At 36.7% G+C, this 23,866-nt stretch carries 20 protein-coding genes and 1 other annotated feature; of the genes, 3 read left to right on the top strand and 17 right to left on the bottom strand.

What is annotated here, in order from left to right:
- Window positions 1–723 (bottom strand): RNA polymerase sporulation sigma factor SigK, encoded by a 723-nt coding sequence (gene sigK, locus ATZ99_RS07435; RefSeq protein ID WP_068748605.1) that lies wholly within the window; start codon window positions 721–723, stop codon window positions 1–3.
- A gap of 115 nt (window positions 724–838) precedes the next feature.
- On the opposite strand from sigK, the gene ATZ99_RS07440 reads away from it, so the two are divergent.
- A complete protein-coding gene (locus tag ATZ99_RS07440) occupies window positions 839–2,308 on the top strand; it encodes a spore germination protein (RefSeq protein WP_083947410.1) in 1,470 nt (489 codons plus the stop codon).
- A 9-nt stretch (window positions 2,309–2,317) separates the two neighbouring features.
- Window positions 2,318–3,403 carry a GerAB/ArcD/ProY family transporter gene (locus ATZ99_RS07445; protein WP_068748606.1) on the top strand — a complete coding sequence of 362 codons (1,086 nt, stop codon included), beginning with the start codon at window positions 2,318–2,320 and terminating at the stop codon, window positions 3,401–3,403.
- Here ATZ99_RS07445 and ATZ99_RS07450 read toward each other — a convergent pair whose 3' ends face one another.
- From ATZ99_RS07450 to ATZ99_RS07510, 13 genes are all read right to left on the bottom strand, one after another.
- Window positions 3,404–4,030 carry a cyclodeaminase/cyclohydrolase family protein gene (locus tag ATZ99_RS07450; protein ID WP_068748607.1) on the bottom strand — a complete coding sequence of 209 codons (627 nt, stop codon included), beginning with the start codon at window positions 4,028–4,030 and terminating at the stop codon, window positions 3,404–3,406.
- Window positions 4,027–5,283 carry an imidazolonepropionase gene (gene hutI / locus ATZ99_RS07455; protein WP_068748608.1) on the bottom strand — a complete coding sequence of 419 codons (1,257 nt, stop codon included), beginning with the start codon at window positions 5,281–5,283 and terminating at the stop codon, window positions 4,027–4,029. The genes ATZ99_RS07450 and hutI overlap by 4 nt, the downstream gene beginning before the upstream one ends.
- Before the next feature lie 53 nt (window positions 5,284–5,336).
- Window positions 5,337–6,239: a glutamate formimidoyltransferase gene (ftcD, locus tag ATZ99_RS07460; protein ID WP_068748609.1), complete on the bottom strand. Its 903-nt coding sequence runs from the start codon at window positions 6,237–6,239 to the stop codon at window positions 5,337–5,339.
- Window positions 6,240–6,260: 21 nt separating this feature from the next.
- The gene (gene hutU / locus ATZ99_RS07465) at window positions 6,261–7,910 is read right to left on the bottom strand and encodes a urocanate hydratase (RefSeq protein ID WP_068748610.1); all 1,650 of its coding nucleotides are present in this window, start codon (window positions 7,908–7,910) and stop codon (window positions 6,261–6,263) included.
- Window positions 7,911–8,021: 111 nt separating this feature from the next.
- Complete coding sequence (locus ATZ99_RS07470; RefSeq protein ID WP_068748611.1) at window positions 8,022–9,230, bottom strand: helix-turn-helix domain-containing protein; 1,209 nt, start codon at window positions 9,228–9,230, stop codon at window positions 8,022–8,024.
- A 14-nt stretch (window positions 9,231–9,244) separates the two neighbouring features.
- Window positions 9,245–10,888, bottom strand: a complete 1,644-nt coding sequence (hutU, locus tag ATZ99_RS07475) for a urocanate hydratase (protein WP_068748612.1) — start codon at window positions 10,886–10,888, stop codon at window positions 9,245–9,247.
- Between the two features lie 18 nt (window positions 10,889–10,906).
- Window positions 10,907–12,193 (bottom strand): YjiH family protein, encoded by a 1,287-nt coding sequence (locus ATZ99_RS07480; protein ID WP_068748613.1) that lies wholly within the window; start codon window positions 12,191–12,193, stop codon window positions 10,907–10,909.
- A gap of 151 nt (window positions 12,194–12,344) precedes the next feature.
- Complete coding sequence (locus ATZ99_RS07485; protein WP_245641335.1) at window positions 12,345–13,880, bottom strand: peptidoglycan D,D-transpeptidase FtsI family protein; 1,536 nt, start codon at window positions 13,878–13,880, stop codon at window positions 12,345–12,347.
- An 82-nt stretch (window positions 13,881–13,962) separates the two neighbouring features.
- Complete coding sequence (locus ATZ99_RS07490) at window positions 13,963–15,189, bottom strand: peptidase U32 family protein (RefSeq protein WP_068748614.1); 1,227 nt, start codon at window positions 15,187–15,189, stop codon at window positions 13,963–13,965.
- Window positions 15,190–15,227: 38 nt separating this feature from the next.
- Window positions 15,228–16,295: an endolytic transglycosylase MltG gene (gene mltG, locus ATZ99_RS07495; protein WP_068748615.1), complete on the bottom strand. Its 1,068-nt coding sequence runs from the start codon at window positions 16,293–16,295 to the stop codon at window positions 15,228–15,230.
- A 9-nt stretch (window positions 16,296–16,304) separates the two neighbouring features.
- Window positions 16,305–16,775: a QueT transporter family protein gene (locus tag ATZ99_RS07500; protein ID WP_083947411.1), complete on the bottom strand. Its 471-nt coding sequence runs from the start codon at window positions 16,773–16,775 to the stop codon at window positions 16,305–16,307.
- 37 nt (window positions 16,776–16,812) lie between these two features.
- Window positions 16,813–17,415, bottom strand: a complete 603-nt coding sequence (locus tag ATZ99_RS07505) for a LysO family transporter (RefSeq protein ID WP_083947412.1) — start codon at window positions 17,413–17,415, stop codon at window positions 16,813–16,815.
- The gene (locus tag ATZ99_RS07510; RefSeq protein ID WP_068748618.1) at window positions 17,372–17,671 is read right to left on the bottom strand and encodes a LysO family transporter; all 300 of its coding nucleotides are present in this window, start codon (window positions 17,669–17,671) and stop codon (window positions 17,372–17,374) included. The genes ATZ99_RS07505 and ATZ99_RS07510 overlap by 44 nt, the downstream gene beginning before the upstream one ends.
- 309 nt (window positions 17,672–17,980) lie before the next feature.
- Between ATZ99_RS07510 and ATZ99_RS07515 the strand changes: the two genes are divergently transcribed.
- Window positions 17,981–20,686 (top strand): calcium-transporting P-type ATPase, PMR1-type, encoded by a 2,706-nt coding sequence (locus ATZ99_RS07515; RefSeq protein WP_068748619.1) that lies wholly within the window; start codon window positions 17,981–17,983, stop codon window positions 20,684–20,686.
- Between the two features lie 41 nt (window positions 20,687–20,727).
- Here ATZ99_RS07515 and ATZ99_RS07520 read toward each other — a convergent pair whose 3' ends face one another.
- The 3 genes from ATZ99_RS07520 to ATZ99_RS07530 all read right to left on the bottom strand — a co-directional run bounded on the left by ATZ99_RS07520 (window position 20,728) and on the right by ATZ99_RS07530 (window position 23,367).
- A complete protein-coding gene (locus ATZ99_RS07520) occupies window positions 20,728–21,120 on the bottom strand; it encodes a transcriptional repressor (RefSeq protein WP_068748630.1) in 393 nt (130 codons plus the stop codon).
- 131 nt (window positions 21,121–21,251) lie between these two features.
- A complete protein-coding gene (gene serA, locus ATZ99_RS07525; protein WP_068748620.1) occupies window positions 21,252–22,226 on the bottom strand; it encodes a phosphoglycerate dehydrogenase in 975 nt (324 codons plus the stop codon).
- A gap of 1 nt (window position 22,227) precedes the next feature.
- Window positions 22,228–23,367 (bottom strand): pyridoxal-phosphate-dependent aminotransferase family protein, encoded by a 1,140-nt coding sequence (locus ATZ99_RS07530; protein ID WP_068748621.1) that lies wholly within the window; start codon window positions 23,365–23,367, stop codon window positions 22,228–22,230.
- A 121-nt stretch (window positions 23,368–23,488) separates the two neighbouring features.
- Window positions 23,489–23,669: a binding site (T-box leader), on the bottom strand.
- Window positions 23,670–23,866: the final 197 nt, after the last annotated feature.

Raw genomic sequence — 23,866 nt, forward strand, 5'->3', positions numbered from 1 at the left:
TTAATCGCAGCTTTTTTTATTCAGGAGTTCTTCGGATAATTTTTTTATTGCTTTTTTTTCAATTCTCGATACATAGGATCGGGAAATGCCCAGTATTTTTGCAACTTCTTTTTGTGTCCTTTCAATACCGTTGTTTAAACCAAATCGCAGTTCAAGAACTTTTTTTTCCCTTCCTTTTAAAGAATTTCTTATCTTATCAACAATTCTCTTTTGTTCCAACTTATTTGCAATTTCATCTAAAATTGCATCGGTATCACTTCCCAGAATATCCAAAAGCGATATTTCATTACCTTCCTTATCTACTCCTATGGGCTCCTGCAAAAAGAATTCATTTTTTAATTTTTTAGTTGATCGAAGGTTCATCAATATTTCATTTTCTATACATCTTGCCGCATAAGTAGCCAATCTATTGGCCTTTTCTTTATCGTAAGTGTCAATAGCCTTGATAAGGCCTATTGTTCCTATGGATATTAGATCTTCCAAATCTTCGGTTTTTGTGGAATATTTTTTTACCACATGGGCTACCAATCTCAAATTTCTTTCAATTAAAATATCCCTTGCTTCTTTAACTCCTTTTTTGGAAAGTTCTAAATACTTTTCTTCTTCTTCAGGAGTTAAAGGTTGAGGGAAGGCTTCACTGTCAGTTAGAAATCCTAAAAGTGTAAAAAGTTCTTTTAAAAGTAAAATACCAAGGGCACTTATAACCGCTAAAAATTCAAACATACAGTACCTCCTCCCTCGGCGTTACTTTAGTATATGTTATTTTTTTAAAAAATGTGCAAGTCTAAGAATTTTTTTTAGGAAAATATCAAAAACTTAATTCAAGAGGTGAACCAAAATGAAAGTATCTAAAATTTTGGAGGATAATGTCAAAAAAATAAAAGAAACCTTGGATGCCGATGACGTCATTTTAAGAGAAATAACAATTGATGAAGCTTTCTCAAAATTAAAAGCAGTTCTTCTTTATATAGATGGGCTTGCCGATAAAAATTTAATTCAGGAACATATAATTAAATCTCTTAATCTTTTTTATAGAGAAAATGTTACAAATGCCAGTAATATAAAAAAGCGGTTTATCGAAACTTCGGTACTAACAGCAGGTGATTTAAAATCCGAAACCGATATTGAAAAGGTATTTGATTACGTCCTATCGGGAGAAACAGCTTTATTTTTTGATGGAATAGATGATGCAATAATTATAAGCTCAAAAGGCTATGAAAAAAGAAGTATAACCGAATCCACCGCGGAAGCGGTGATTTTAGGTCCAAAGGATAGTTTTACCGAAAATTACAGGACAAATATAGTTTTAATCAGGAGAAGATTAAAGGACATAAACCTAAAAATAAAAACAATAAAACTTGGCAGGCATACCAAAACCGATGTGGGGATATTATATCTTCAAGGAATTGCAAATCCCAGACTTATTGAAGAGGTGCAAAATAGAATAAATAAAATCGATATTGACGGTATTATCGAAATCGGTTACATCGAACAATTAATCGAAGATAACTGGCTTTCGCCCTTTCCCCAATTCAGAAGAACCGAACGACCCGATGTGGTAGCCGGTTCGCTTTTGGAAGGAAATTTTGCTATAATTTGCGACAATACCCCCTATGCTCTAATCGGCCCTACCACTTTTACAAGCCTTTTTCAGGCAGCGGAAGATTATTATCAAAAATGGTATTTGGCTTCAATTATAAGATTTTTGCGCGTTTTAGCGTTATTTATGGCTACCCTTGCACCAGCATTATACGTGGCTTTGACATCGTATAACCCCGAGATGATTCCCACCGACCTTTTATATTCTATTGCAGCAACAAGGGAAGGAGTGCCCTTTAGCTCTCCCTTAGAAGCTCTACTTATGATCCTTATATTGGAGATATTAAGGGAAGCAGGAGTAAGACTCCCGGGTCCCATTGGAAAGACCATTGGAATAGTGGGGGGTCTTGTTATCGGTGAGGCAGCGGTGAAGGCAGGAATAGTAAGCCCCATAATGGTAATAGTAATAGCATTAAACGCTATTTCCTCCTTTGCCATTCCGGGTTACAGCATTGCCATAGCCTTCAGGATACTTACTTTCATATTTTTGGTTTTTGCCTCTGTTGCTGGATTATTTGGGATTATATTAGGCTTTCTCTGGTTAAACTGTCACTTAGTAACCCTTAAAAGTTTTGGAGTAGTATATTTTTATCCCTTTGTAAATTTAGACCCGGAAAAACTTCAGGATGTAATAATAAGAGCCCCTCTTTCTTTTATGAAAGAGAGGCCCGAATATTTGATGCCTTTGGATAAAAAAAGGATTAGGTAAGGTGATAATATGCAGGTTTTTGATAACGACAAAATCACCACGAGGCAGTGCATATCTTTTCTTATTAACGCCTCTATCGGCGTTGGAATTTTAATGCTACCCAATACCCTGGCCCGTGAAGGGAATCAAAACGGCTGGATTTTTCTTTTAACGGGCGGTATTATAAACTTTCTGGGTAGTTTGATTGTAGCTTTAATTGCAAAAAAATGTACTACCCGCCATGCACTGGATTTTTCCGAAAAAATCTTCGGAAAAATCCTTTCATATCCCATTAAATTTTTTTATACCCTATATTTTTTAATAATTACCGTTACGGTAATCCAGATAATTTCGGAAGCCCTTAAAATTTTTCTTTTGTGCCATACACCCAAGGAATTTGTTATTTTAAATTTAATATTGATTTCCGCTTACATAATCAGGTACGGCGTAGAACCCCTTGCAAGAATATGTTTTTTCCTTACTCCATACTGGTTTGTGCCGTCATTTTTCTTCTATCTCCTCGGTTTTTCTGATGCGGATTTTTCAAGGCTACTCCCATTATTCACAATATCCTTTCCAAAATTGATTTCGGGAACATATAAGTCATTGTTCAGCCTGGTAGGTTTTGAAATACTTTTACTTATCAGCCCAAATCTTAAAGATCCAAAGAAAACTATTAAAATAGTAGTGTTTTACAACCTGTTCATGGTATTGTTTTATCTTTTCGTAGTTATTATGGTTTTTTCCTCCCTTGGGATTGAAGAAACAAAATTATTCGTTTGGCCGGGAATGGAAATGGCAAAAAGACTAATCCTGCCGGGTGGCTTATTTGAAAGAGTAGATGCTCTTGTTATTTCTTTCTGGTTAATAACGGTATTTACCACCATCTCTTCTTATTATTTTGCTGCTTCCATGTGCTTAAAAAGTATTTTAGGCCTGGAAGATTTAAGGGTTCCTGCAGAAATGCTTTTTCCTTTAATTTTTATTCTCTCTTTTATCCCTAAAAATATGGCTGAAGTGGAAACCTGGCTTTCTTTTTCCGATTTTTTGTCAATCCCTGCCTGTTTTCTATTGCCCCTTTTATATTTCATAGTAATGAAAACCAAAAAATTGTAATTAAACTAACTTCTTCTGTATTTCTTCAAAAAGTTTATCAAGATTTTCCGATACCTTTAAATACTCCATCATTTTTTCCGATAAAAATGCCCTGAATTTTTCGTCAACAATGGAATTTAAATTTATTTTTACGTTCAGCCATGCCCCAAAAAGAGCGCTTTTTAACGATAATACACATACCCCAAGGTCGGTAATAACCGCCGGATTTACCAAAGAAACGGCAGGGGCAATAAGTTCCGAGGCTTCTTTTACCTTTTCCATCATTTTCAAAGGGGCCCAGGCAGCTTTCATTAAAGCTTCCTGAATTGCTTCCTTTCTTTTTTTCTTTTCTTCCTCGGAATCTTTAGGCATTTTATAGGCCTTAGCGACTTCGTTAAAAGCCTCTGTGTCCTCATCCATCAATCGCCTGAAATCTTCCTGTAAGGATTGAGCTTTATTTAAAAATTCCTTTATCGTTTCTTTCTGGGGTTTAAACTTTTCCTTTCCCAGGGTCAGGTTGCAGACCATAGAAAATAAAGACAATCCTACAGCACCCAGTAAAGCAGAAGCCGTTCCCCCACCAGGAGCAGGGCTTTTTGAAGAAAGTTCATCAAGAAAATCCGAAATTTTATAATCCTGAAATTTCATACATTTACCCCCCAAACCAGCTCACCTTTTTTGATAACTTTATTTACAAGATTTGTGCCGTAATGATAGCATATAAAATCCAGATCTTCTGCTTCCCAAATAATTATGTCAGCGTTTTTTCCTTCCTCAATAGTACCTATTTTAGAAGCTCTGTTTATTGCAGCTGCTGCGTTTAACGTTACAGCAGTCAATACCTCTTCCGGGGTTAATTTATACTTTAAACATGCAAGGTTCATAACTATCTGCAAAGACTCGTTTGGTGAAGACCCTGGATTAAAATCAGTGGCAAGGGCTATCGGAACATTTTTTTCTTTAAAAATTTCAGCCTTTGCAAAATTCTCCCCAAGGTAAAAGGAGGTCCCCGGTAATAGCACGGCAATTACACCTTTTTTCGCCAATTCTTCTATGCCTTCATCATCTGCATGTATTAAGTGTTCTGCTGAAACTGCTCCGACCTTAGCCGCAAGCTTTGCTCCACCCATTGAAGTAATCTCATCTGCATGAATTTTAGGTATAAGGCCGTATTTTTTGCCTTGTTCCAAAATTTCTTCAGATTCCTTTAGATCAAATACACCTTCCTCGCAGAAAACATCGCAAAACTCTGCCAAATTTTCTTTTTTTACTTTTGGAATCATTACTTCTTTAACAATTCTTATATACTCCCTTTTATCTTTATATTCATTTGGGACTGCATGGGCTCCCATAAATGTAGGCACAATTTCAACAGGTTGACTTTCATTTAAAATTTGTATAGCCCTCAAGCTTTTTAACTCATCTTCCACATTTAATCCGTAACCGCTTTTTGCTTCACAGGTGGTAGTTCCATAGGATAGCATAATTTTCAGGGATTTTTTCGCGTTTTCCACAAGTTCCTGAAGGGAAGCATTTCTCGTCTTTTCTACGGTGTATAAAATTCCTCCACCCATTTTTAATATATCAAGGTATTTATACCCTTTTATCTTCAATGAAAGCTCTTTTTGCCTCCACCCTGCAAATATTAAATGGGTATGGGGGTCCACAAGACCCGGTGTCACGAGTTTCCCATTTGCATCAATTTCCTTATAAGGAAAGTTTTCTCTTAAAAAGTCTTTGTCAGATTTTTTTGTTTCATCTCCAATATAAGCTACCTTCCCATCTTTTATCGCAACAAAAGCATTCTTTACAAATGATATTTCTCCCTGCTTGGGTCCCCCTTTAGCTTTACTACCTAATGGCGTAGCTAAAACTCCAATATTTCTCAATATAATATTCATGGCATCCTCCTAAAAAATATTAAATTTATAATAAAGCGGGGTAATCCCCCGCTTTATTCACCAATTAAATAATTTTCAAGAACCTGCTTTTCATCATTGAAATTCTCCAGTCGCAAATAATATTTTGCCGTTTCGATAAGGGCTTTCATTGGCGTAATACCCACTATTTCACTTCCTACAATTTCTACTCCGTATCTTTTTGCTTCCATTTTTATCAATTCAAACACCCTGTAAATGGCTGTTTGCTCGTAGTTAGTGAGGTTCATGGAAACCTGAGCAATTTGCCTTTCTTCCAGCATTACCCCTATTGCTTTTACGTTTTTCAAACCTCCGCTGCTTTCTCTTATAACTTTTGCTATGTTTTTTGCTATATTAATATCTGAAGTGTTAAGATTCACATTATAAGCAATAAGGGGCATCCTTGCACCTACCGCTACAACTCCAGCTGTGGGGTGTATTTCAGGTTTCCCAAAATCGGGCATCCATGCCGGATCTTTAAGCTTTTGAGGCATCCCCTCAAATTCTCCCTTTCTAATTTCCGCCAGGTTTTTCCTTTCCGGCCTTGTTGCGGAAGCCTCATATAAAAACACCGGGACCGAAAGTTCTTCAGCTATCCTCCTTCCCAGTTCTTTCGAAAGGGCTACGCATTCTTCCATCGTCATATTTTTTACGGGAACAAAAGGTATAACGTCTACCGCTCCCATTCTCGGATGTTCTCCTTTATGTTTTGTCATATCAATTAATTCCACCGCTTTTTTTGCCGACAAAAAAGCCGCTTCCATTACCGCTTCCGGTTCACCCATAAAGGTAAATACGCTCCTGTTGTGGCTTTGATCGGCAGAATAGTCCAAAAGCCTGACCTTTGGGACCTTTTTAATCTCTTCTGCTATTTTTTCGATTACTTCTTTTCTCCTTCCCTCGCTAAAATTCGGAATGCATTCAACTATTTTCGTCATTAAATTTTCCTCCTTAATTTTTTACTTCAACATGGGCATCTTAATCCCTTTTTCCTTTGCAGTCCTTATTGCAATATCGTAACCCGCATCGGCATGCCTCATCACACCCGTACCCGGGTCATTGTTCAAAACCCGGGAAATTCTGAGAGCTGAATCTTCTGTGCCGTCCGCTACTACCACTACACCTGCATGAATGGAATAACCTATGCCTACCCCTCCACCGTGGTGAACGGAAACCCACGAAGCTCCTGAAGCCACGTTTAAAAGAGCATTAAGGATTGGCCAATCGGCTATAGCATCGCTTCCGTCTTTCATGGCTTCGGTTTCCCTGTAGGGTGAAGCAACAGAACCCGTATCGTGATGGTCCCTTCCTATAACAATCGGAGCCTTTAATTCTCCATTTTTGACCATCTCATTAAAAGCAAGAGCGGCTTTAGCCCTTTCACCGTATCTTAGCCAGCATATTCTGGCCGGAAGGCCTTGAAAAGCCACTTTTTCTTTTGCAAGTTTCAGCCATTTTGCTAAATGTTTATCTTCCGGGAATAATTCCAGTACCTTTTCATCGGTCCTGTATATATCTTCGGGGTCTCCGGAAAGGGCTGCCCAGCGGAAGGGCCCGCTGCCTTCACAGAAAAGATCCCTAATAAATTCGGGAACGTACCCCAAAATTTCAAAAGCATCCGTAACTCCGGTATCATAAGCCTGTCTCCTCAAATTATTACCGTATTCAAAAACTATTGCACCTCGTTTTTTCATATCCAGCATTGCTCTAACATGTACCGCCATACTCTCCTTGGCCTTTTGAATATATAACTTTGGATTTGTTTTTCTAAGTTCTACGGCTTCTTCAAGGGTCATTCCGGCAGGAACATAACCGTTTAAAGGATCATGAGCAGAAGTTTGATCGGTTACCACATCGGGAATAATGCCTCTTTTAACCAGTTCGGGATGTACTTCTGCTGCATTCCCTACCAGGCCAATGGAAATCGCTCTTTTTTCTTCTTTTGCCTTTAATGCAATACTTAAAGCCTCATCCAAATTATCCACCATTATATCGCAATACCTTGTTTTTATCCTTTTTTCAATTCTGTTTCTATCTACTTCCACTACAAGAGCTACACCGTCATTCATGGTTATAGCTAAAGGCTGTGCACCGCCCATGCCACCCATACCGGCCGTTAATACTAATTTTCCTTTTAGCGAGCCACCAAAATATTTGTTAGCACAGGCTGCGAAGGTTTCATAGGTCCCCTGAACGATACCCTGTGTTCCTATATAAATCCAGCTTCCGGCAGTCATTTGGCCGTACATCGTAAGACCTTTTTTCTCAAGGTCCCAAAAAGTCTCCCAGTTTGCCCAGGCAGGGACGAGCATGGCATTGGATATAAGCACTCTCGGTGCCATAGGGTGAGTTTTAAAAATGCCAACGGGCTTTCCCGACTGTATTAATAAGGTCTCGTCGTTTTCGAGATTTTTTAACGCTTCTACAATCTTATCAAAGCATTCCCAGTTTCTCGCAGCTTTACCCGCTCCTCCGTATACCACCAAATCTTCTGGCCTTTCGGCTACTTCAGGATCCAAGTTATTCATAAGCATCCTCATGGCTGCTTCCTGATGCCAGCCCTTGCAGGTCAGTTTATTACCCCTTGGGGCGCGAATTAACCTTTCCATTTTATTACCTCCCAAATAAACATAAATTTTACATATATATTGTTATTTCACAAAAAATATTTTGTTTTTTATAATTTCTCTATTTATACTTTTTTCTCCTCTAAAAAAAATTTATCCTTCTGGGAATTTTTTGCTTTCCTTAAATTTTTTCGGCGATACTCCCACTTCCTTTTTAAAAACCTTTCCAAAGTAATTGGGATCATTATAGCCAACGCTTTTCCCTACTTCTTTAATACTCAAATTGGTAGTTGATAAAAGGTAAAGAGCCTTTTCTATACGAATTTTTGTCAGATAGTCTATAAAATTCATTCCAGTGAAGTTCTTAAATTCATGACTGAGGTAAAAAGGGCTTAGATGAACATAATTGGACACTTCTTCTAATGTTATATTTTTTCTGTAATTTTTTCTTATGTATTCCAGAGCTTTTTCAAAAGCTTGCAGGTTTACCCTTTTTCGAATATTAAAAATTTCATCGATAATATTCCCTACATAATCCTTTACATGTTTTTCGAGTTCAAGAATATTGTCGCATTTTAACACTCCTTCAAAACATTCATTACAAAAGCCGGCAATTTTCTCCTTCTCCACTCCGATTTCCAGTGCCAGTTTAAGTGTCAGCGATAAAATTTCTATTATTCTGCTTTTTATACTGAAAGGATTGTTCATTTTATTATATTTTATCGCATTCAATAATTCATCTATAAGATTAAAGCTTCCTTCTTTATCACAGCTCAAAATTTTTACCGATAAATTTGATTCGATCTCTATTGTAAATACTCCAATTTCATCCCTCTGGGGGTAAATATCAGAAAAATGTATTATCTGACTTTGTCCTAAATAAAATTTACTTTCAAGAGCTTCCAGGGCTTCTTTTAGGGAAAGATGAAGATTGTCTAAATTTTTATATCTGGTCCCTATTCCAATGGATACCAAAACCCCTGTAATTTTTTCTATGCTATCTTTTATCTTTTCTGCTAATATAATTGTCCGGATTTTCTCTTCTTCTTCAAAATAATTTAACTTAAAAACAGCAGCATACTTTTGTTCATCCAATTCTACAAAGTAGCCGTTTTCACCTTTTATAATATTTTCTATTGCCGTCATCAATTTTTTTCGTAAAGCCCTTTTCTGGGCTTCACTTTTATTCATCGTCTCCGTGTAATAATTGTCATGGTTTATTACCAGCACCGTATTTGGTATAATTTTTATATTCATTTTTTTCAAAAGGTACCATATTTCTTTTACGTTATCTAAACTGTTTAATAAAAGATCTTTTAAAAAACCTTTTCTGGCAAATTCTAAAATTTTGTCGTCTTCCATAGGCGATTTCTCCTTCAAGATATAACTTTCGCCGTAAACAGGGTGCTTTTTACTATTTCTTTTGCTTTGTCATATCCGGCATCGGCGTATCTTATCACTCCCAGCTGCGCATCAGCCTGAAGGGCTCTTTCAAGCCTGAAATCTGCTTCCTTCGAGCCATCGGCAATAATGGTCATCCCTGAATGTATTGAATAGCCTATTCCTACTCCTCCACCCTGAAACACACCCACCAAAGTCGCTCCGCAACCAGCATTCAACATTGCGTTTAATACAGGCCAGTCAGCTATGGCATCGCTTCCATCCTTCATATTTTCCGTCTCTCTGTAAGGAGATGCCATTGACGCAGCATCCATATGATCCCTTGTAATTGCAACAGGTGCCTTTAATTCACCCGATTTAACCATTTCGTTAATAATTTTTCCAAACAAAGCCCTTTCATAAAAGTTCAGCCAGCACACCCTTGAGGGAAGACCGTGAAAGGAAAATCTCTTTTCTACAAAGTCTATCCAATCTACAATTTTCCTATCGTTTTTGAATAATGTAAGCAGAACTTCGTCGGTTCTATATATATCCTCCGGGTCACCTGAAAGAGCTACCCATCGGAAGGGACCACGACCTTCAAAAAACAAAGGCCTTATATACTCGGAAGCAAAGTTTGGAATTATATTAAACGCATCTATCCCTGAAATTTTCCCCTGCTCTCTAATATTGTTCCCGTATTCGAACACCACCGAACCCTTATCTTTAAATTCCACCATCGCCTTTACATGTCTTATAATTGTGTTCCTGAACATCTCTTCGTATTTCACCGGATCCGTTTCCCGCAGTGATGAGGCTTCCTCCGGGAGGATCCCGGAAGGAATATAACTTTTCCGGTCATGAGCAGGAGTTTGATCCGTCACCACATCGGGAATAAATCCCATTTCAAAGAGTTTTTCATAAATATCGGCAGCATTGCCGAGCAAACCTATGGAAATCGGTTCCCCTCTTTCTTTGTATTCTACCGCTATATCAATAGCATCTTCCACAGAAAAAACCATTATATCTATGACATTAGAAAGCAACCTTTTCTTAATAACATTTTTATCTACTTCAGCTATAATCGCAATTCCTTTTAATCCGGTTATAGCAAGGGGCTGGGCGCTACCCATTTCTCCAAGTCCTGAAGTAAGCACAATTTTTTTTCTTAGGCAGCCGTTAAAATGTTTTAAAGCCACCTGTAAAAAGGTTTCCCAGGTGCCCTGCAAAATTCCCTGTGTTCCTATAAAAGCCCAGGACCCGGCGGTAGATTGTCCGTAGGAGGTAAGCCCTTTTTTTTCTAATTCGTAAAAAGTCTCCCAGGTTGCCCATTTGGGGACAAGTAATGCCCCGGCCATCACTACTCGTGGAGAAAAATCAAAGGTTTTAAAAACCCCTACGGGTTTACCTGACTGTATTAAAAGGGTTTCATCATTTTCCAAATTCTTCAAAGTTCCTATTATTGTTTCAAGACATTCCCAATTTCTTGCAACCTTTCCTCTTCCCCCGTAAGCAATTAGATCCTTGGGCTTTTTGGCGATATCGGGATCAAGACAGTTCAGGAGGAGCCTTAAAAGCCCCTCCTGCTGCCAGCTTTTGCAATGAAGTTTTTTTCCTGTAGGTGATTTAATAACTGACATAGGAATCATCCTTTTTTATTAGAATAAAATCATCGCTATTATAGCAGCAAAAATAATCGAAAGTATGGTTCTTTCCAACCAGATAGTTAAAATCTCAGTAAGATTTAAAGGTATTTCTGTGGATAAAATACAAGGTATGGAAGCCGAGAAGAAAAGGATAGAAGATATGGATACAACCCCCACCACAAATTTTGTTATAATAGGCGCTTCTACAGCAAGCATAGCCGGGAGGAACATTTCAGCAATTTCTACTGCACAGGCTTTTGCCGCCAAAAATGGCTGCGGTAGTTGCAAAATTAATGTAAAAGGATAAAAAATCCATCCTATTACATCAAAAATGGGAGTATACATTGCAAGGATTAGTCCAAGAAAACCAACCGACATAATTGTAGGTAAAATTGATGTGGCCATCCTGAAACCATCTTTCAAATTTTTTACTATATTTTCCAAAATATTTGGGGCCTCCGATGCGGATTTGAGAGCTTCTTCCCAGGCAATTGCTAAAAGGTTACCATTTACCTCTTTTTCCGGATTGGGGGTCCCTACATATTCATCCTGTTTTTTCGATAATGGCCAAATCCTTGCAGTAATTGCAGTCACCAAAAACGTTACGATAAAGGTTACCCAGAAAAATGTGTTCCACATATCCATCAGTTTTAAAGTCTTTGCAACTATTATCATAAAGGTAGCCGAAACAGTTGAAAATCCCGTCGCAATAATCGCCGCTTCTTTTATCGTATATTTTCCTTCTTTAAATACTTTATTGGTGATTAAAAGAGCAATGGAATAACTTCCTACAAAAGAAGCAACCGCATCAATAGCAGATCTACCCGGTGTTTTGAACAATATCCTCATTACGGGACGCAAAAAAGTTCCTACAAACTCCATAAGCCCATATCCTACTAAAAATGCTAAAAATACCGAACCTATGGGAACTATTAATCCTACGGGAACTACCAGTTTGTTTAGCAAAAAAGGCCCTACATTGGGATCCATCATCCATTTAGGCCCTGCTTTAAAATATACTATTAACGCAATTATAATTCCAGCTATTTTAAAAATAGAAAAAACGAGGTCAACTTTAGACTTTTTGTATATTCCATTTATCCAGGGCATGATAGCTCCTATAGCAGTTACTATTAAAGCGTAAATTAATGCAGGTTTTGCTAAGTTTTGTCTGATCCATGTCACAATATGGTCGATCGGAATAGAAGAGCTACCCTTTACATTGATCGGAATGAAAAACATAAAAAAGCCGATTGTACTGTAAATTAAAAACCTCAGGGCTGAACCGGATTTATTCATAAATTCCCTCCTTTTAATAATTTTTAAAAATATATCTATATTTTCTATATTTTATATTCAAAAACCTCTATTTTTTATTGCTATAAATTAGTATTATTTTGCTTTAGATAATTAGTATAAAAAAATTTGCAGCGAATTATCGCTGCAGATTTTAAAAATTTGTTATTTCTCTAATAATCTTCGAAAATAAAGGTGCTGCATTGGAAGGCCCAGAGCCACCTCTTTCCAGTAAGATTGAAACAACATATTCAGGTTGGTCATAGGGATAATATCCCACAAACCACGCATGTGTAGTATTATCCCCCAATTCAGCGGTGCCGGTTTTACCCGCACTTTTGCTTTCTCCCGGTAAATTTGCCTTAACGGCACTTCCATACAGGCATGCAGCCCTTAAAGTTTCCTTAATTTTATCAGCGTTTTCCTTTGAAATTACTCTATTCCCTCTATAATCTACGAACCTATCGTCAAAAACGACCTCCCCGTCCTTGTTTATTATTTTTTTTACCACATGAGGATTTATTTCCTGCCCGTCATTCACTATTGTCAACATCATTTTAGCTACCTGGATAGGAGTTATCTGAATCTTTCCCTGCCCAATCGATATATTTCCTAAATCCTGATAGTAGAGCGATTTAGGATCCGGTACATTCCCCGGTTTTTCCTCGGGAATTTCATCAAGAACTTTTTCTCCTAAACCATATTTTTTAGCATATTCGATTATTTTCTCCTTTCCTACTCTCCGTCCTAATTCTATAAAAACAACATTACAGGAATATGCAAGGGCATCCCTTAAAGTGATTTGACCATGTCCACCGTTTTTGTAACTGGTACACTTAAAAATATTACCCCCTACTTTTATAAAACCCGGGCAGTTAAAAACCTCATTCAGGTCTGAAAGCTTTTCTTCTAAGGCAGCAGAAAGTACCACCAACTTAAACACAGAACCGGGAATGTACGGCATTAATGCTCTATTTAATAATGGAGAATCGGGATCGTTGAGAAAGTTTTCTACAAATTTTTGTTTGAAGTTGGGGCGACTGGCCATTGCAAGTATCTCTCCTGTTTTTGCATCCAGCACCACGACGGCACCCTTTTTAACTTCCTCATCCATTATTTCTTCTATTTTCTTTTGAATTTTTTCATCTATTGTTAAATATACTCCCCAGTTGTTTTTATCCTTTTCCCTTATCGACCCTTTTATGGGTTGACCTATGCCGTCAAAAAAAATTTCTTCATTTTTTTTTGACTGGCTTAAAATAGCATCGTATTTTTTTTCTATACCGCTTTTTCCAGCTAAACCGATAAGGTGAGTAGCTAAAGCTTCCTCTCCGTACCTTTCGATTTCATTATAAATTACTATTCCCGGACTAATTTTTTCCAGTTTCTCCAAAATATTAATTTTTTGAGGTTCAGTAATTTTGATAAAAGGTTGTTTAAAATCATCAGCTTTTATGATTTCTCCTTCTATTAATAGATTCTTTTCATCATCTTTTAGCCAACCAGGTGATATAAAAGCAACTTTTTTTCTTTCCGTATCCAGTAAAAGAACACCATTTCTTGAAAAAATTCCACCCCTTGTAGATTTTAATTCAGGTCTCATCCACTGGGATAAAGCTTTCTCATACAGGTAAGGCCTTTCGACGATTTGTATAAAAAACAACCTTAACACAAGGATCAGCACCAGCATCAGGAAGACTCTATATAAAAAATAAAACCTATCCTTTTGCATAAATATCACCAAAAGGTAGGTTTTCCTCTAATTGTTAAAATTATTCAGCCGGTTTTCGTAATATATCATAGGGCTTAAGGGGAATCTCCGCTTCTATCTGGAAAATTTGCTTTGGATGAGGCGCATTTAAGATTTCATTACCTTCCACGTCCCACATTTTATTTATAACAAAGCTATAACTTTCTCTATCAGGACTTAATATTTCAACTTCATCACCTAATTTTACCGGATTTCTTTGCTCAATAATAGCTTTTTTAGTTTTTTCGTCGTAATCCTTTACCAATCCTACAAATTCATACTCATTTATATAACTGCTTGTAGAATAAATCTGGGCATTCACATCCGGTTTTCCAAAATAAAAACCATGGGTATATTCTCTGTGAGTAATTTTTAAAAGCTCCCTTTTCCACACATCTTTAAAAACAAAGCCATCAGGGTTTTTTACTGCAATATCCAATGCCTCTCTGTAAAGTTTTGTTATTTGTGCAACATAGTGAAGACTTTTCATCCTGCCTTCTATTTTTAGACTGTCTATTTTAACATCCAAAATTTCGGGAATTTTATCCAGCATGCATAAATCTTTTGAATTGAGAATGTAGGTGCCTCTTTCATCCTCAAAAATGGGGAAATACTGCCCCGGTCTTTTTTCTTCTACGAGGAAGTATTTGTACCTGCACGGATGAGCGCATTCCCCGCGGTTAGCATCGCGAAAGGTCAGGTAATTACTTAAAAGACATCTTCCCGAATAAGATATACACATGGACCCATGAACAAAAATTTCCAATTCCAGGGTTTCGGGTACTCTTTCTCTTATCTCTTTTATTTCTCGTAAACTCAACTCCCTGGCAAGTATTATTCTATTTACACCCATATTATGCCAGAATAAACAGCTTTTCCAGTTGGTAGAATTAGCCTGGGTGCTAAGGTGAATTTTTATATCTGGAGCCAGTTCCTTTACAAGCATCAGGACTCCCGGGTCTGAAATGATAAAAGCATCCGCACCCATTTTTGCTATATTTTTTATGAAAGATGTTAAGTTCTCTATATCTTCATTATGAGGAAAAATGTTTATAGCTACATATACTTTTTTACCTTTTTCATGGGCAAAAATTATTCCTTCCTCTAACTCTTCTAAAGTAAAATTATCAGCTTTAGCTCTAAGACTGAAGTCCTTACCTCCTGCATAAACCGCATCGGCCCCATAATAAATTGCATATTTCAATTTTTCTAAATTTCCTGCAGGAGCCAAAAGTTCCGGAATTTTCATCTTTGTTTCCTCCAAATATAAACTAATTCAAGTTTATTTCATTTATTATTTTTCCCCTGTTTATTCTTTGCTTTTAAATGTTCCTGATAATTTGATGTAAAGGTGTGCGAACCATCACCGTTAGATACAAAATACAAATAATCGTTCTTTTCGGGTTTTAAAGCCGCAATAATAGCTTTATACCCTGGCGAAGAAATAGGTCCGGGAGGGAGTCCTTTGTAAAGATAAGTATTATAAGGTGAATCTTTTTTTAGATCCTCAATTGTAAGTTTTTCCTTATGTTCATTCAAAATATATTCAACTGTGGCACAGGACTGCAAGGGAATATTTTTCGATAACCTGTTATGAAAAACAGCCGATATTACCGGTTTTTCCCTATCAATTTTTGCTTCTTCCTCAATTATAGAAGCTAAGGTTACCACCTGAAGTGTATTCATATTCAACTTCTCTTCCAGAATCTTTACCTCTGGAATTCCATAGTATACTTCCTGAAATCTCCTTATAAGTTTTTCTATATAGTATGTTGCAGGTCGATTTTTTGGGAAAAAATAGGTATCGGGATATAAAAAACCTTCTACCGTGGCATTATCGGGAATTGGTTTTAAGAAATCAAATTTTTCTTTATAGTTTTTTGAAATTGCTTCCTTTATAAATTCTTCTTTTTTCACCAGCCTTTTTTCTTCAAAAATCCGTGCAATTTCGTTTATAGTGGATCCCTCAGGAATTGTAACCTTTTCTAAAAAGGTCTCTCCTTTAACCAATTTTAAAAGTATTACCTGAGATGTCATGGATGGACTTAATATATATTCTCCTGCTTTAATCCTGGTATCGTAACCCTTCCATTTTGCGTACAGATAAAATACATGGGGATTTTTTATCAAATTTTTTTCCTTTAAAATTTCAGCAATTTGCTTGGCGTTCTTTCCTTCTTCGACTTCGAAGGCAACTTGAATCTTTTCATCGGAAACTGGTTTTAAGTTATAGTTTATAAATAAATAGGAAACTGCAAATAAGCATATGGTGAAAAAAAAGGTAATAATTACTATTTTCTTTTTTCTAAAAAGCAAATTATCTTTTATCCTTTCGATATAACCTCTCGTGTCCAAAACATTCCCTCACTTTTTAAAATACTTAATCAATACGGATCTTTTTATAAACCTGATTAGAGGAATGCCCAGGAATATAACGGCAATCGCTTCTCCGGCTGCAATATAAAATACCGTTATCCAGTAAGGCATATTGTATAAAAAAGAAAGATAATAGGATACTCCTAAAGCATTCAAAATTATTGGCCATATTGCTCCCAAATATTCATTCGGCATTTTTCCGGTTAAATAAGCAGCAATTAAAGTAATCAAACTTCCTGCATATATATCCCACGGACCAAGACCACCCAAAATATTTGCTATCATACATCCGGCAAATAGCCCTAACACGGAAGAAGAATCTAATAAAGGTAGCAAAGTTAAAGCTTCTGAAACTCTAACCTGAATAGGACCGTAACTTATCGGTTTTAATAAGTAAGTCAGTGAAGCATAAACAGCTCCTATTACCGCTGCTCGAATTATAAATTCTATTTTTTTCACTTTTATTCCTCCTTGATCCTTGCCGGTAATGATTTTATTAAAAAGGAATCTTTATTATTAAAGGTATTACAATCGGAACAAGCATAGTAATAACAAAACCGGAAATTAAAGATATTACCGTATAATCCAATCCAAGAACCTTTGAAATTAATGGTAATGTGGTATCCATCGCCGTAGCACCGCAGACGCCAACAGGTGCAAGTTTGCTTATTTTTTTAAAATAGGGCAAGAATAAAAAAGCAGTAAGTTCCCTGAAAACATTAGCTAAAAATGCAATAGAACCCAGCTCAGGTCCTTTAATTTGCGATAATAATACCCCACTCATGCTATACCAACCACAGCCGGCTCCCACCGCAGCTGCCTCATTTACCTGCATTTTGAGTAAAAATCCCCCCATAACCGCACCAAATATACTTCCCATGCCTATAGCTACGGGTACTAATAAAATTCTTAAGCCTTTTTCCCTAATTTTATAAATAACATCCTTTTTTTTCCCTAAGTCATAGCCTATGAAAAAAATAAGAATTAAAAGAAAAATAGAAATAAGTGTATCTAAATGATTTACAATAAAAATATTATTCTTAAAAACAAATCCGCTAATAATCCCCAATATTACCGCTGTCATTACCATCTGGCTCATATATTTTTTTCTCTACTCCTTTCAAAATTAAAAGACTCCCTGCAATCGAAAATATACAAAGCATAGCCGCTTTAAAACCTATATGGCTTATGTTTTTCAAAACCTTTTCATCGGCACCAAGTTTAAAGCCCATTAAAAATAAAAGCAAAAAAAGACTTACGTTTATCAAATTATCGATTTTTCTTTGCTCTATATAGTTTTTCCTGAAAAATCCAAGAAAAATACCCGTTACAAGACTTAGAAATATGTATACCATTGATTTTTCCCCCTTTTTAAAGTTTATCTTATTAAACATTAACAGTCAATTATATATATTCTTTACAATTAGCAATCAGTTTAGTATAATAATTATCGGGCGAAGGGGAGTAGCCATAAGATAAAGTCACCATCACGGCAATTTTGCCTGGCTTTATCGTCCTGATTCGGGATGGCAAGACCTTCGGCACAGCATTGTTACTGTGTCGAAGGTCTTTTTATTTCCCCAAAATTTAACTCTTTATATCCTTAAAAACCATAAGATAAATGGATTTAAAAAGGAATAATAAATATTGAAGGAGGGATTTGTTTGCAGGGAAAAAGGTGGTATTCCATTCACCACGAAGAAATTTCAAAAATTTTAGACACCCATATCGTGAAGGGGCTTTCCACCGATGAAGCGGAAAAAAGATTGGAAAAATTCGGTTACAACGAGCTGATCGGCAAAAAGGGACCCACTATCTTTGAAATGCTTCTTTCACAATTCAAGGATTTTTTAGTACTAATACTTATTGCAGCGAGTATCATTTCGGTTTTTATGGGTGAAATTACCGATTCAATTGTTATTATTTTAATTGTAGTTTTAAATGCAGTTATTGGAGTAATTCAGGAATACAAGGCCGGGAAAGCTATGGAAGCTCTGAAAAAAATGGCCGCACCCGAGGCAAGGGTGATAAGGGATGGAAGTATAAAAACAGTACCTTCCAGAGAATTGGTCCCCGGAGATATTGTATTATTGGAAGCCGGAAATTATGTCCCTGCCGATCTTAGGTTAGTAGAAAGCTTAAACTTGAAAATTGATGAAGCCGCCCTGACCGGAGAATCCGTTCCTGTGGAAAAAAACGCCAATATCGTCTTTAACGAGGAAATTCCTTTGGGAGATAGAAAGAACACAGCTTTCATGGGTACCGTCGTTACTTATGGAAGGGGTAAAGGTGTTGTAGTATCTACGGGTATGCATACAGAAATCGGTATGATTGCGAAAATGTTAGAATCCTATGATGAGGAAGAAACTCCCCTTCAAAAAAAGCTTCAGGAATTGGGTAAGGTCCTGGGTATTGTGAGCCTTTTAATCTGCGGATTTGTATTTTTAATCGGTGTATATAGAGGAATTCCATTGCTGGAAATGTTTATGACTTCCGTAAGCCTTGCTGTTGCTGCTATTCCTGAAGGTTTACCGGCCATAGTTACCATAGTGCTTGCTCTTGGAATGCAAAGAATGGTTAAGAGGAATGCACTGGTAAAAAAACTTCACGCAGTCGAAACTCTCGGCAGCACAACGGTAATATGTTCGGATAAGACTGGTACCCTGACTCAAAATCAAATGACAGCAGTGAAAGCCTTCACAAGCAGCAAGCTTTATAATATTACCGGTGAAGGTTATAAACCCACAGGAGATTTTATTTTTAATGGAGAAAAAATTGATCCCTCAAAAGATTCATCCCTTTCGCTGCTTCTGAAAATAGGCGCTTTATGCAATGATTCTTCCTTAGAAGAAAGCGGTTTTGAACACGGAAACGAAAAAACTTATAGAATAGTAGGTGACCCAACGGAAGGCGCTCTCGTAGTGGCTGCGTGTAAAGCAAATTTTGCGAAAATCGACTTAGAAACACTTATGCCTAGGATTGGAGAAATACCCTTCGACTCCGATAGAAAAAGAATGACAACGTTTCATAATACACCGGAAGGTATTATAGCTTTTACAAAAGGTGCTCCCGATATAATACTTGATCTTTCCACAAAAATATACAGGGATGGAAAGGTCCAACCCATGTCGTCAAATGACAGGGAGGAAATTTTAAGAGTCAATGAAGAATTGTCCTCAAATGCATTAAGGGTCCTTGCATTTGCTTACAGACCCTTTGATAAATTGCCCGAAGATACTTCTTTTGAAAATATCGAGGCCGAACTAGTTTTTGTCGGGCTTATAGGTATGATCGATCCACCCCGCCCCGAATCCATAGAAGCTATCAAAAAATGTAAAAAAGCCGGCATAAAACCGGTCATGATTACCGGAGATTATAAAAATACGGCAGTAGCTATAGCAAGAGAATTAGGACTTATCGAAGGCAATTCCAGAGTAATCACCGGAGCAGAACTTGACAATTTATCCGAGGAGGAATTAGCATCTCTGTCAAAAGATATTAATGTCTACGCTCGTGTATCCCCTTTTCATAAATTAAAAATTGTCGAAGCCATTAAGAAAAATAATCATATCGTAGCAATGACCGGGGATGGTGTGAATGATGCCCCGGCTCTAAAAATGGCAGATATAGGTATAGCAATGGGTATTACGGGTACAGATGTAGCTAAAGAAACCGCCGATATGATACTGACTGATGATAATTTCGCAAGCATCGTATCAGCCGTAGAAGAAGGCAGAACAATTTATTCTAACATTAGAAAATTTATCTTTTTCCTTCTTTCCTGCAATATAGCTGAAATTTTAATTATATTTACAGCTATGCTCATAGGTATGCCCGTTCCATTAAAGCCAATTCAACTTTTATGGCTAAATCTTCTTACTGATGCATTTCCTGCTTTAGCCCTGGGTATGGAGAAAAAAGAAGATTATATAATGGAAATTCCACCGAGAAAACCAGAAGAACCTATTATGGATAAGAAAATGAAGGTTCAGATTGCTGTCCAGAGCATATTTATGACTATTTCTATACTTGGAGTTTTTTACTTCGCTTTAAATTCAAATTTCTCCATTGAAAAAGCACGCACTTTCGCCTTTGCAACATTAATTTTCGGAGAACTGCTAAGAGCTTTTACATCCCGCTCGGAAACAGAATCAATTTTTAAGCTCGGATTTTTCACAAATTCCTTTATGCTCCTGGGAACTTCCCTATCCTTCCTATTGCTGCTTGCTGTTTTGTATATTCCTTCGCTGAATAAAATTTTCGACACTGTTTCTCTTTCGGCAAAGGATTGGATTTACATTATAGTTTTTGGATTAATCCCCTTTGCATCAGCAGAAATAAGTAAAGTATTTTTGAGGAAAAGGTATTAAAAACATAAAAGCTGTTGACACCTATCAAGGGAGTCAACAGCTTATTTACTTTTTGTTTTACATTCACTGCAATATCCTATAAATTTTACCACATGATCTACTATTTCAAAGTTATTTCTTTGTTCTATCTCTTTTTCCAGTTCATCCAGCAAATCCTCATCAAATTCAAATACCCTTCCACAGCTCAAACACATAAGGTGATGGTGAGAATGTTTATCCTCTTCCTGACTCAATTCATAGCGGAAACAACCATCCCCGAAATTGAGTTTTTTAATAATATCGTTTTCGTCAAATAACTGAAGAGTTCTGTAAACCGTTGCAATTCCAATATCCGGGAATTTTTCTTTAACAAGGGAATAAATTTCCTCTGTGCTCAAATGTTTCGAAGGATTTTCCAGAAAAACATTCAAGGTCGCCCTCCGTTGAGGAGTCATCTTTAATTCTCTATCTCTTAATTTCTCTTCAAACTCCTTTATTTTCCTTCTTTTTTCTTCTTCGGTTAAATCTTTTCTGCCATTGCTCTCAGCAATATTAGACAAACATGACCCTCCCGAAAGAATTTTTCTTAAATAGTATATTCCTTTTGTAAAGAATTTGTCAAGGCATTTACACAGCTTCTTACAGGTTCACCTTTTAAGGCTTTTATGACTTCCTCCGCAATTTCTATTGAGACCATTTTTTGAGCTTCCTTAGTAGAAGCACCTATATGAGGTGTAGCTATTACATTCGGGAGTTTCAGTAAGGGATTATCCTCGGGAGGTTCATTTTCAAACACATCCAATGCACATCCCGCTACTTTTTGATTTATCAAATTATCGTATAGGGCCCTTTCATTTATAATTCCTCCCCTGGCACAGTTTATTATATAAACTCCTTTTTTCATAATTTCAAACTCTCTAAAATCAATTAAATGATAGGTATCTTTTGTCAATGGAGTATGAAGAGTAATTATATCGGAGACTTTTAACAGTTCATCGAGATTGGCCATTTTTATTTTAATCTGCGCTGCTGTAGACTTTGCTATGTACGGATCGTAACCAACCACGTTCATACCAAGCCCTTTTGCTCTGATCGCTACTTCTTTCCCAATTCTCCCGAGGCCGATTACACCAAGGGTTTTTTTATAAAGTTCTAACCCTAAAAATTTATTTTTCTCCCATTTCCCCTCTTTTATGCTCTGATTTGCCTGAGGAATGTTTCTGACGAGAGAAAACATTAGTCCCAATGTTAGTTCACAGGCCGCAATGGTATTGCTAAAAGGAGCATTCACCACAAGTATTCCTCGTTCTGTAGCGGCATCCACATCTATGTTATCCACCCCTACCCCAGCTCTGCCGATAACTTTCAAATAGCTGTTTTCTATAATTCGCCTGGTTACCTTCGTAGCACTCCTCACTATCAAAGCATCATAATTTTTAATAATTTTTACCAGTTCATCTTCTTTAAGGCCTGTTTTTACCTCAACCTCAAGTTCTTTTTGTAATATATTGATACCTTCTTCCGAAAGTTTGTCGGCCACAAGAACTTTCCTTTTGGTCATTTTATAGCCCTCCTTCAAAATATATTTTTTCTGCTGCTTTTACTCCCTTTCCAAAAAGTCTTTCATCACCTACTGCCATTTCCAATGCAGATATAACCGCTATTATATCCAAAAAATCTACATACCCCAGGTGTCCAATTCTAATAATCTTATCCTTCAATCTATCCTGACCACCTGCTACCGTAATATTAAATTTGTTTTTTAAAAACTTTTGTAAATCTTTGCGTTCTTCTGGAATTTCTACAGCTGTAACTGTGGGGGATGCGTATTCATCTTCAACAAAAAGTTTTAATCCTATTGCTTTTACTCCTTCGCGCAGAACTTTTGAAAGCCTTTTGTGTTCTTTTATAATATTCTCCAGTCCCTCATCTTTAATAATTTTTAAAGATTCTTCAAGAGCATAAATCAGCGAAACAAAGGGAGTATAAGGAGTTTCTCCTTTCTTTAAGCTATTTTTTGCATTCTTTATATCGAAATAGTACTTTGGCATTTTCGAATTTTCATAGGCATTCCAGGCTTTTTCACTTACACTAATAAACCCTAATCCGGGCGGAAGCATAAAAGCCTTCTGAGATGAAGAGACCACCACATCTATTCCCCATTCATCGGTTTTTAACTCAACGGCTCCCAAAGAGCTTATTGCATCCACAATTACCAGTGCAGGATGATTTCCTATGGCTTCTCTTAATTCCTTAATATTGTTTAATACTCCCGTAGAAGTTTCATTTTGAGTAAAAAGTATGCCTTTTATTTTATTATTTTTATCGTTGCTTATTCTTTCCTTTACGATTTCTTTTGTTATTGGCTTACCATAATCGACCTTAATCGCTTCCACTTTTGCTCCGTAACTCTCTGCTATTTCTGCAAACCTTTCTCCAAAAACACCGCACTGGAAAGAAACAATATGGTCACCGGGAGAAAAGAAATTCGCAATGGCAGCCTCCATAACACCCGTACCTGCCGAAGGAAATATAAGTACATCATTGTTGGTCTGAAATACATATTTTATTTCCTCGGAAACCTTCAAAAAGAGGTTCCTGAATTGTTCTCCCCTGTGATTTATCATGGGGAGAGCCATTTTGTTTAAAACTTTTTCCGGCACTTCAGTTGGACCGGGAACCCTGAGTCTTGATTTTTTCATTTCTAATCCCTCCAAATATTTTTACTTTTTTTAATATTAACGAATCAATTATTTATTTTAGTTTATTAATAAATTAATATTTTAGCTTTTTAAATCATATGAATATAAAAAACCGCCCCTTAAAAGGGGCGGTTTTTTTCACCGCGGTGCCACCCTATATGCGCACTCATTTTTGTTAACGGCTAAACCGTCCGGTTCTTCACCAGCACTCCGAGGCGGAAATAAAGGACACCTGCCGGTTTACACCAACCACCGGCTCTCTTTGAGGTAAATCCTTTAATTTTCCTCGTCATCGCTTTTTTATATTAAAGTTGTATTTAGGAAAATTATAATAGTAATTAGTTAAAATGTCAATATCTTTTTATTCATCTTTGTAGTTATTCTGTGATAATGTCATCTTAAAATTTCTCAGTGAAAATGTCACTCACTGTGGTAAAATGAAAGGATGATATTATCAATGAATCCAGAAGAAAGAAATAAGCTTTACGTAGCTCGTTGT

This window comes from Thermovenabulum gondwanense (assembly GCF_001601575.1).
Classification (GTDB): Bacteria; Bacillota; Thermosediminibacteria; order Thermosediminibacterales; family Thermosediminibacteraceae; genus Thermovenabulum; species Thermovenabulum gondwanense.

Bases quoted from the DNA above. Each gene is read 5' to 3' on its own strand.
- ATZ99_RS07490 (WP_068748614.1), bottom strand. From the start codon at position 15,189: ATGAAAATTCCGGAACTTTTGGCTCCTGCAGGAAATTTAGAAAAATTG.
- ATZ99_RS07445 (WP_068748606.1), top strand. From the start codon at position 2,318: ATGCAGGTTTTTGATAACGACAAAATCACCACGAGGCAGTGCATATCT.
- ATZ99_RS07440 (WP_083947410.1), top strand. From the start codon at position 839: ATGAAAGTATCTAAAATTTTGGAGGATAATGTCAAAAAAATAAAAGAA.
- ATZ99_RS07530 (WP_068748621.1), bottom strand. From the start codon at position 23,367: ATGAAAAAATCAAGACTCAGGGTTCCCGGTCCAACTGAAGTGCCGGAA.
- ATZ99_RS07505 (WP_083947412.1), bottom strand. From the start codon at position 17,415: ATGAGCCAGATGGTAATGACAGCGGTAATATTGGGGATTATTAGCGGA.
- hutI (WP_068748608.1), bottom strand. From the start codon at position 5,283: ATGAATATTATATTGAGAAATATTGGAGTTTTAGCTACGCCATTAGGT.
- ftcD (WP_068748609.1), bottom strand. From the start codon at position 6,239: ATGACGAAAATAGTTGAATGCATTCCGAATTTTAGCGAGGGAAGGAGA.
- sigK (WP_068748605.1), bottom strand. From the start codon at position 723: ATGTTTGAATTTTTAGCGGTTATAAGTGCCCTTGGTATTTTACTTTTA.
- ATZ99_RS07480 (WP_068748613.1), bottom strand. From the start codon at position 12,193: ATGAATAAATCCGGTTCAGCCCTGAGGTTTTTAATTTACAGTACAATC.
- hutU (WP_068748612.1), bottom strand. From the start codon at position 10,888: ATGTCAGTTATTAAATCACCTACAGGAAAAAAACTTCATTGCAAAAGC.
- ATZ99_RS07510 (WP_068748618.1), bottom strand. From the start codon at position 17,671: ATGGTATACATATTTCTAAGTCTTGTAACGGGTATTTTTCTTGGATTT.
- ATZ99_RS07470 (WP_068748611.1), bottom strand. From the start codon at position 9,230: ATGGAAGACGACAAAATTTTAGAATTTGCCAGAAAAGGTTTTTTAAAA.
- ATZ99_RS07520 (WP_068748630.1), bottom strand. From the start codon at position 21,120: ATGACTCCTCAACGGAGGGCGACCTTGAATGTTTTTCTGGAAAATCCT.
- serA (WP_068748620.1), bottom strand. From the start codon at position 22,226: ATGACCAAAAGGAAAGTTCTTGTGGCCGACAAACTTTCGGAAGAAGGT.
- hutU (WP_068748610.1), bottom strand. From the start codon at position 7,910: ATGGAAAGGTTAATTCGCGCCCCAAGGGGTAATAAACTGACCTGCAAG.
- ATZ99_RS07450 (WP_068748607.1), bottom strand. From the start codon at position 4,030: ATGAAATTTCAGGATTATAAAATTTCGGATTTTCTTGATGAACTTTCT.
- ATZ99_RS07485 (WP_245641335.1), bottom strand. From the start codon at position 13,880: ATGCTGGTGCTGATCCTTGTGTTAAGGTTGTTTTTTATACAAATCGTC.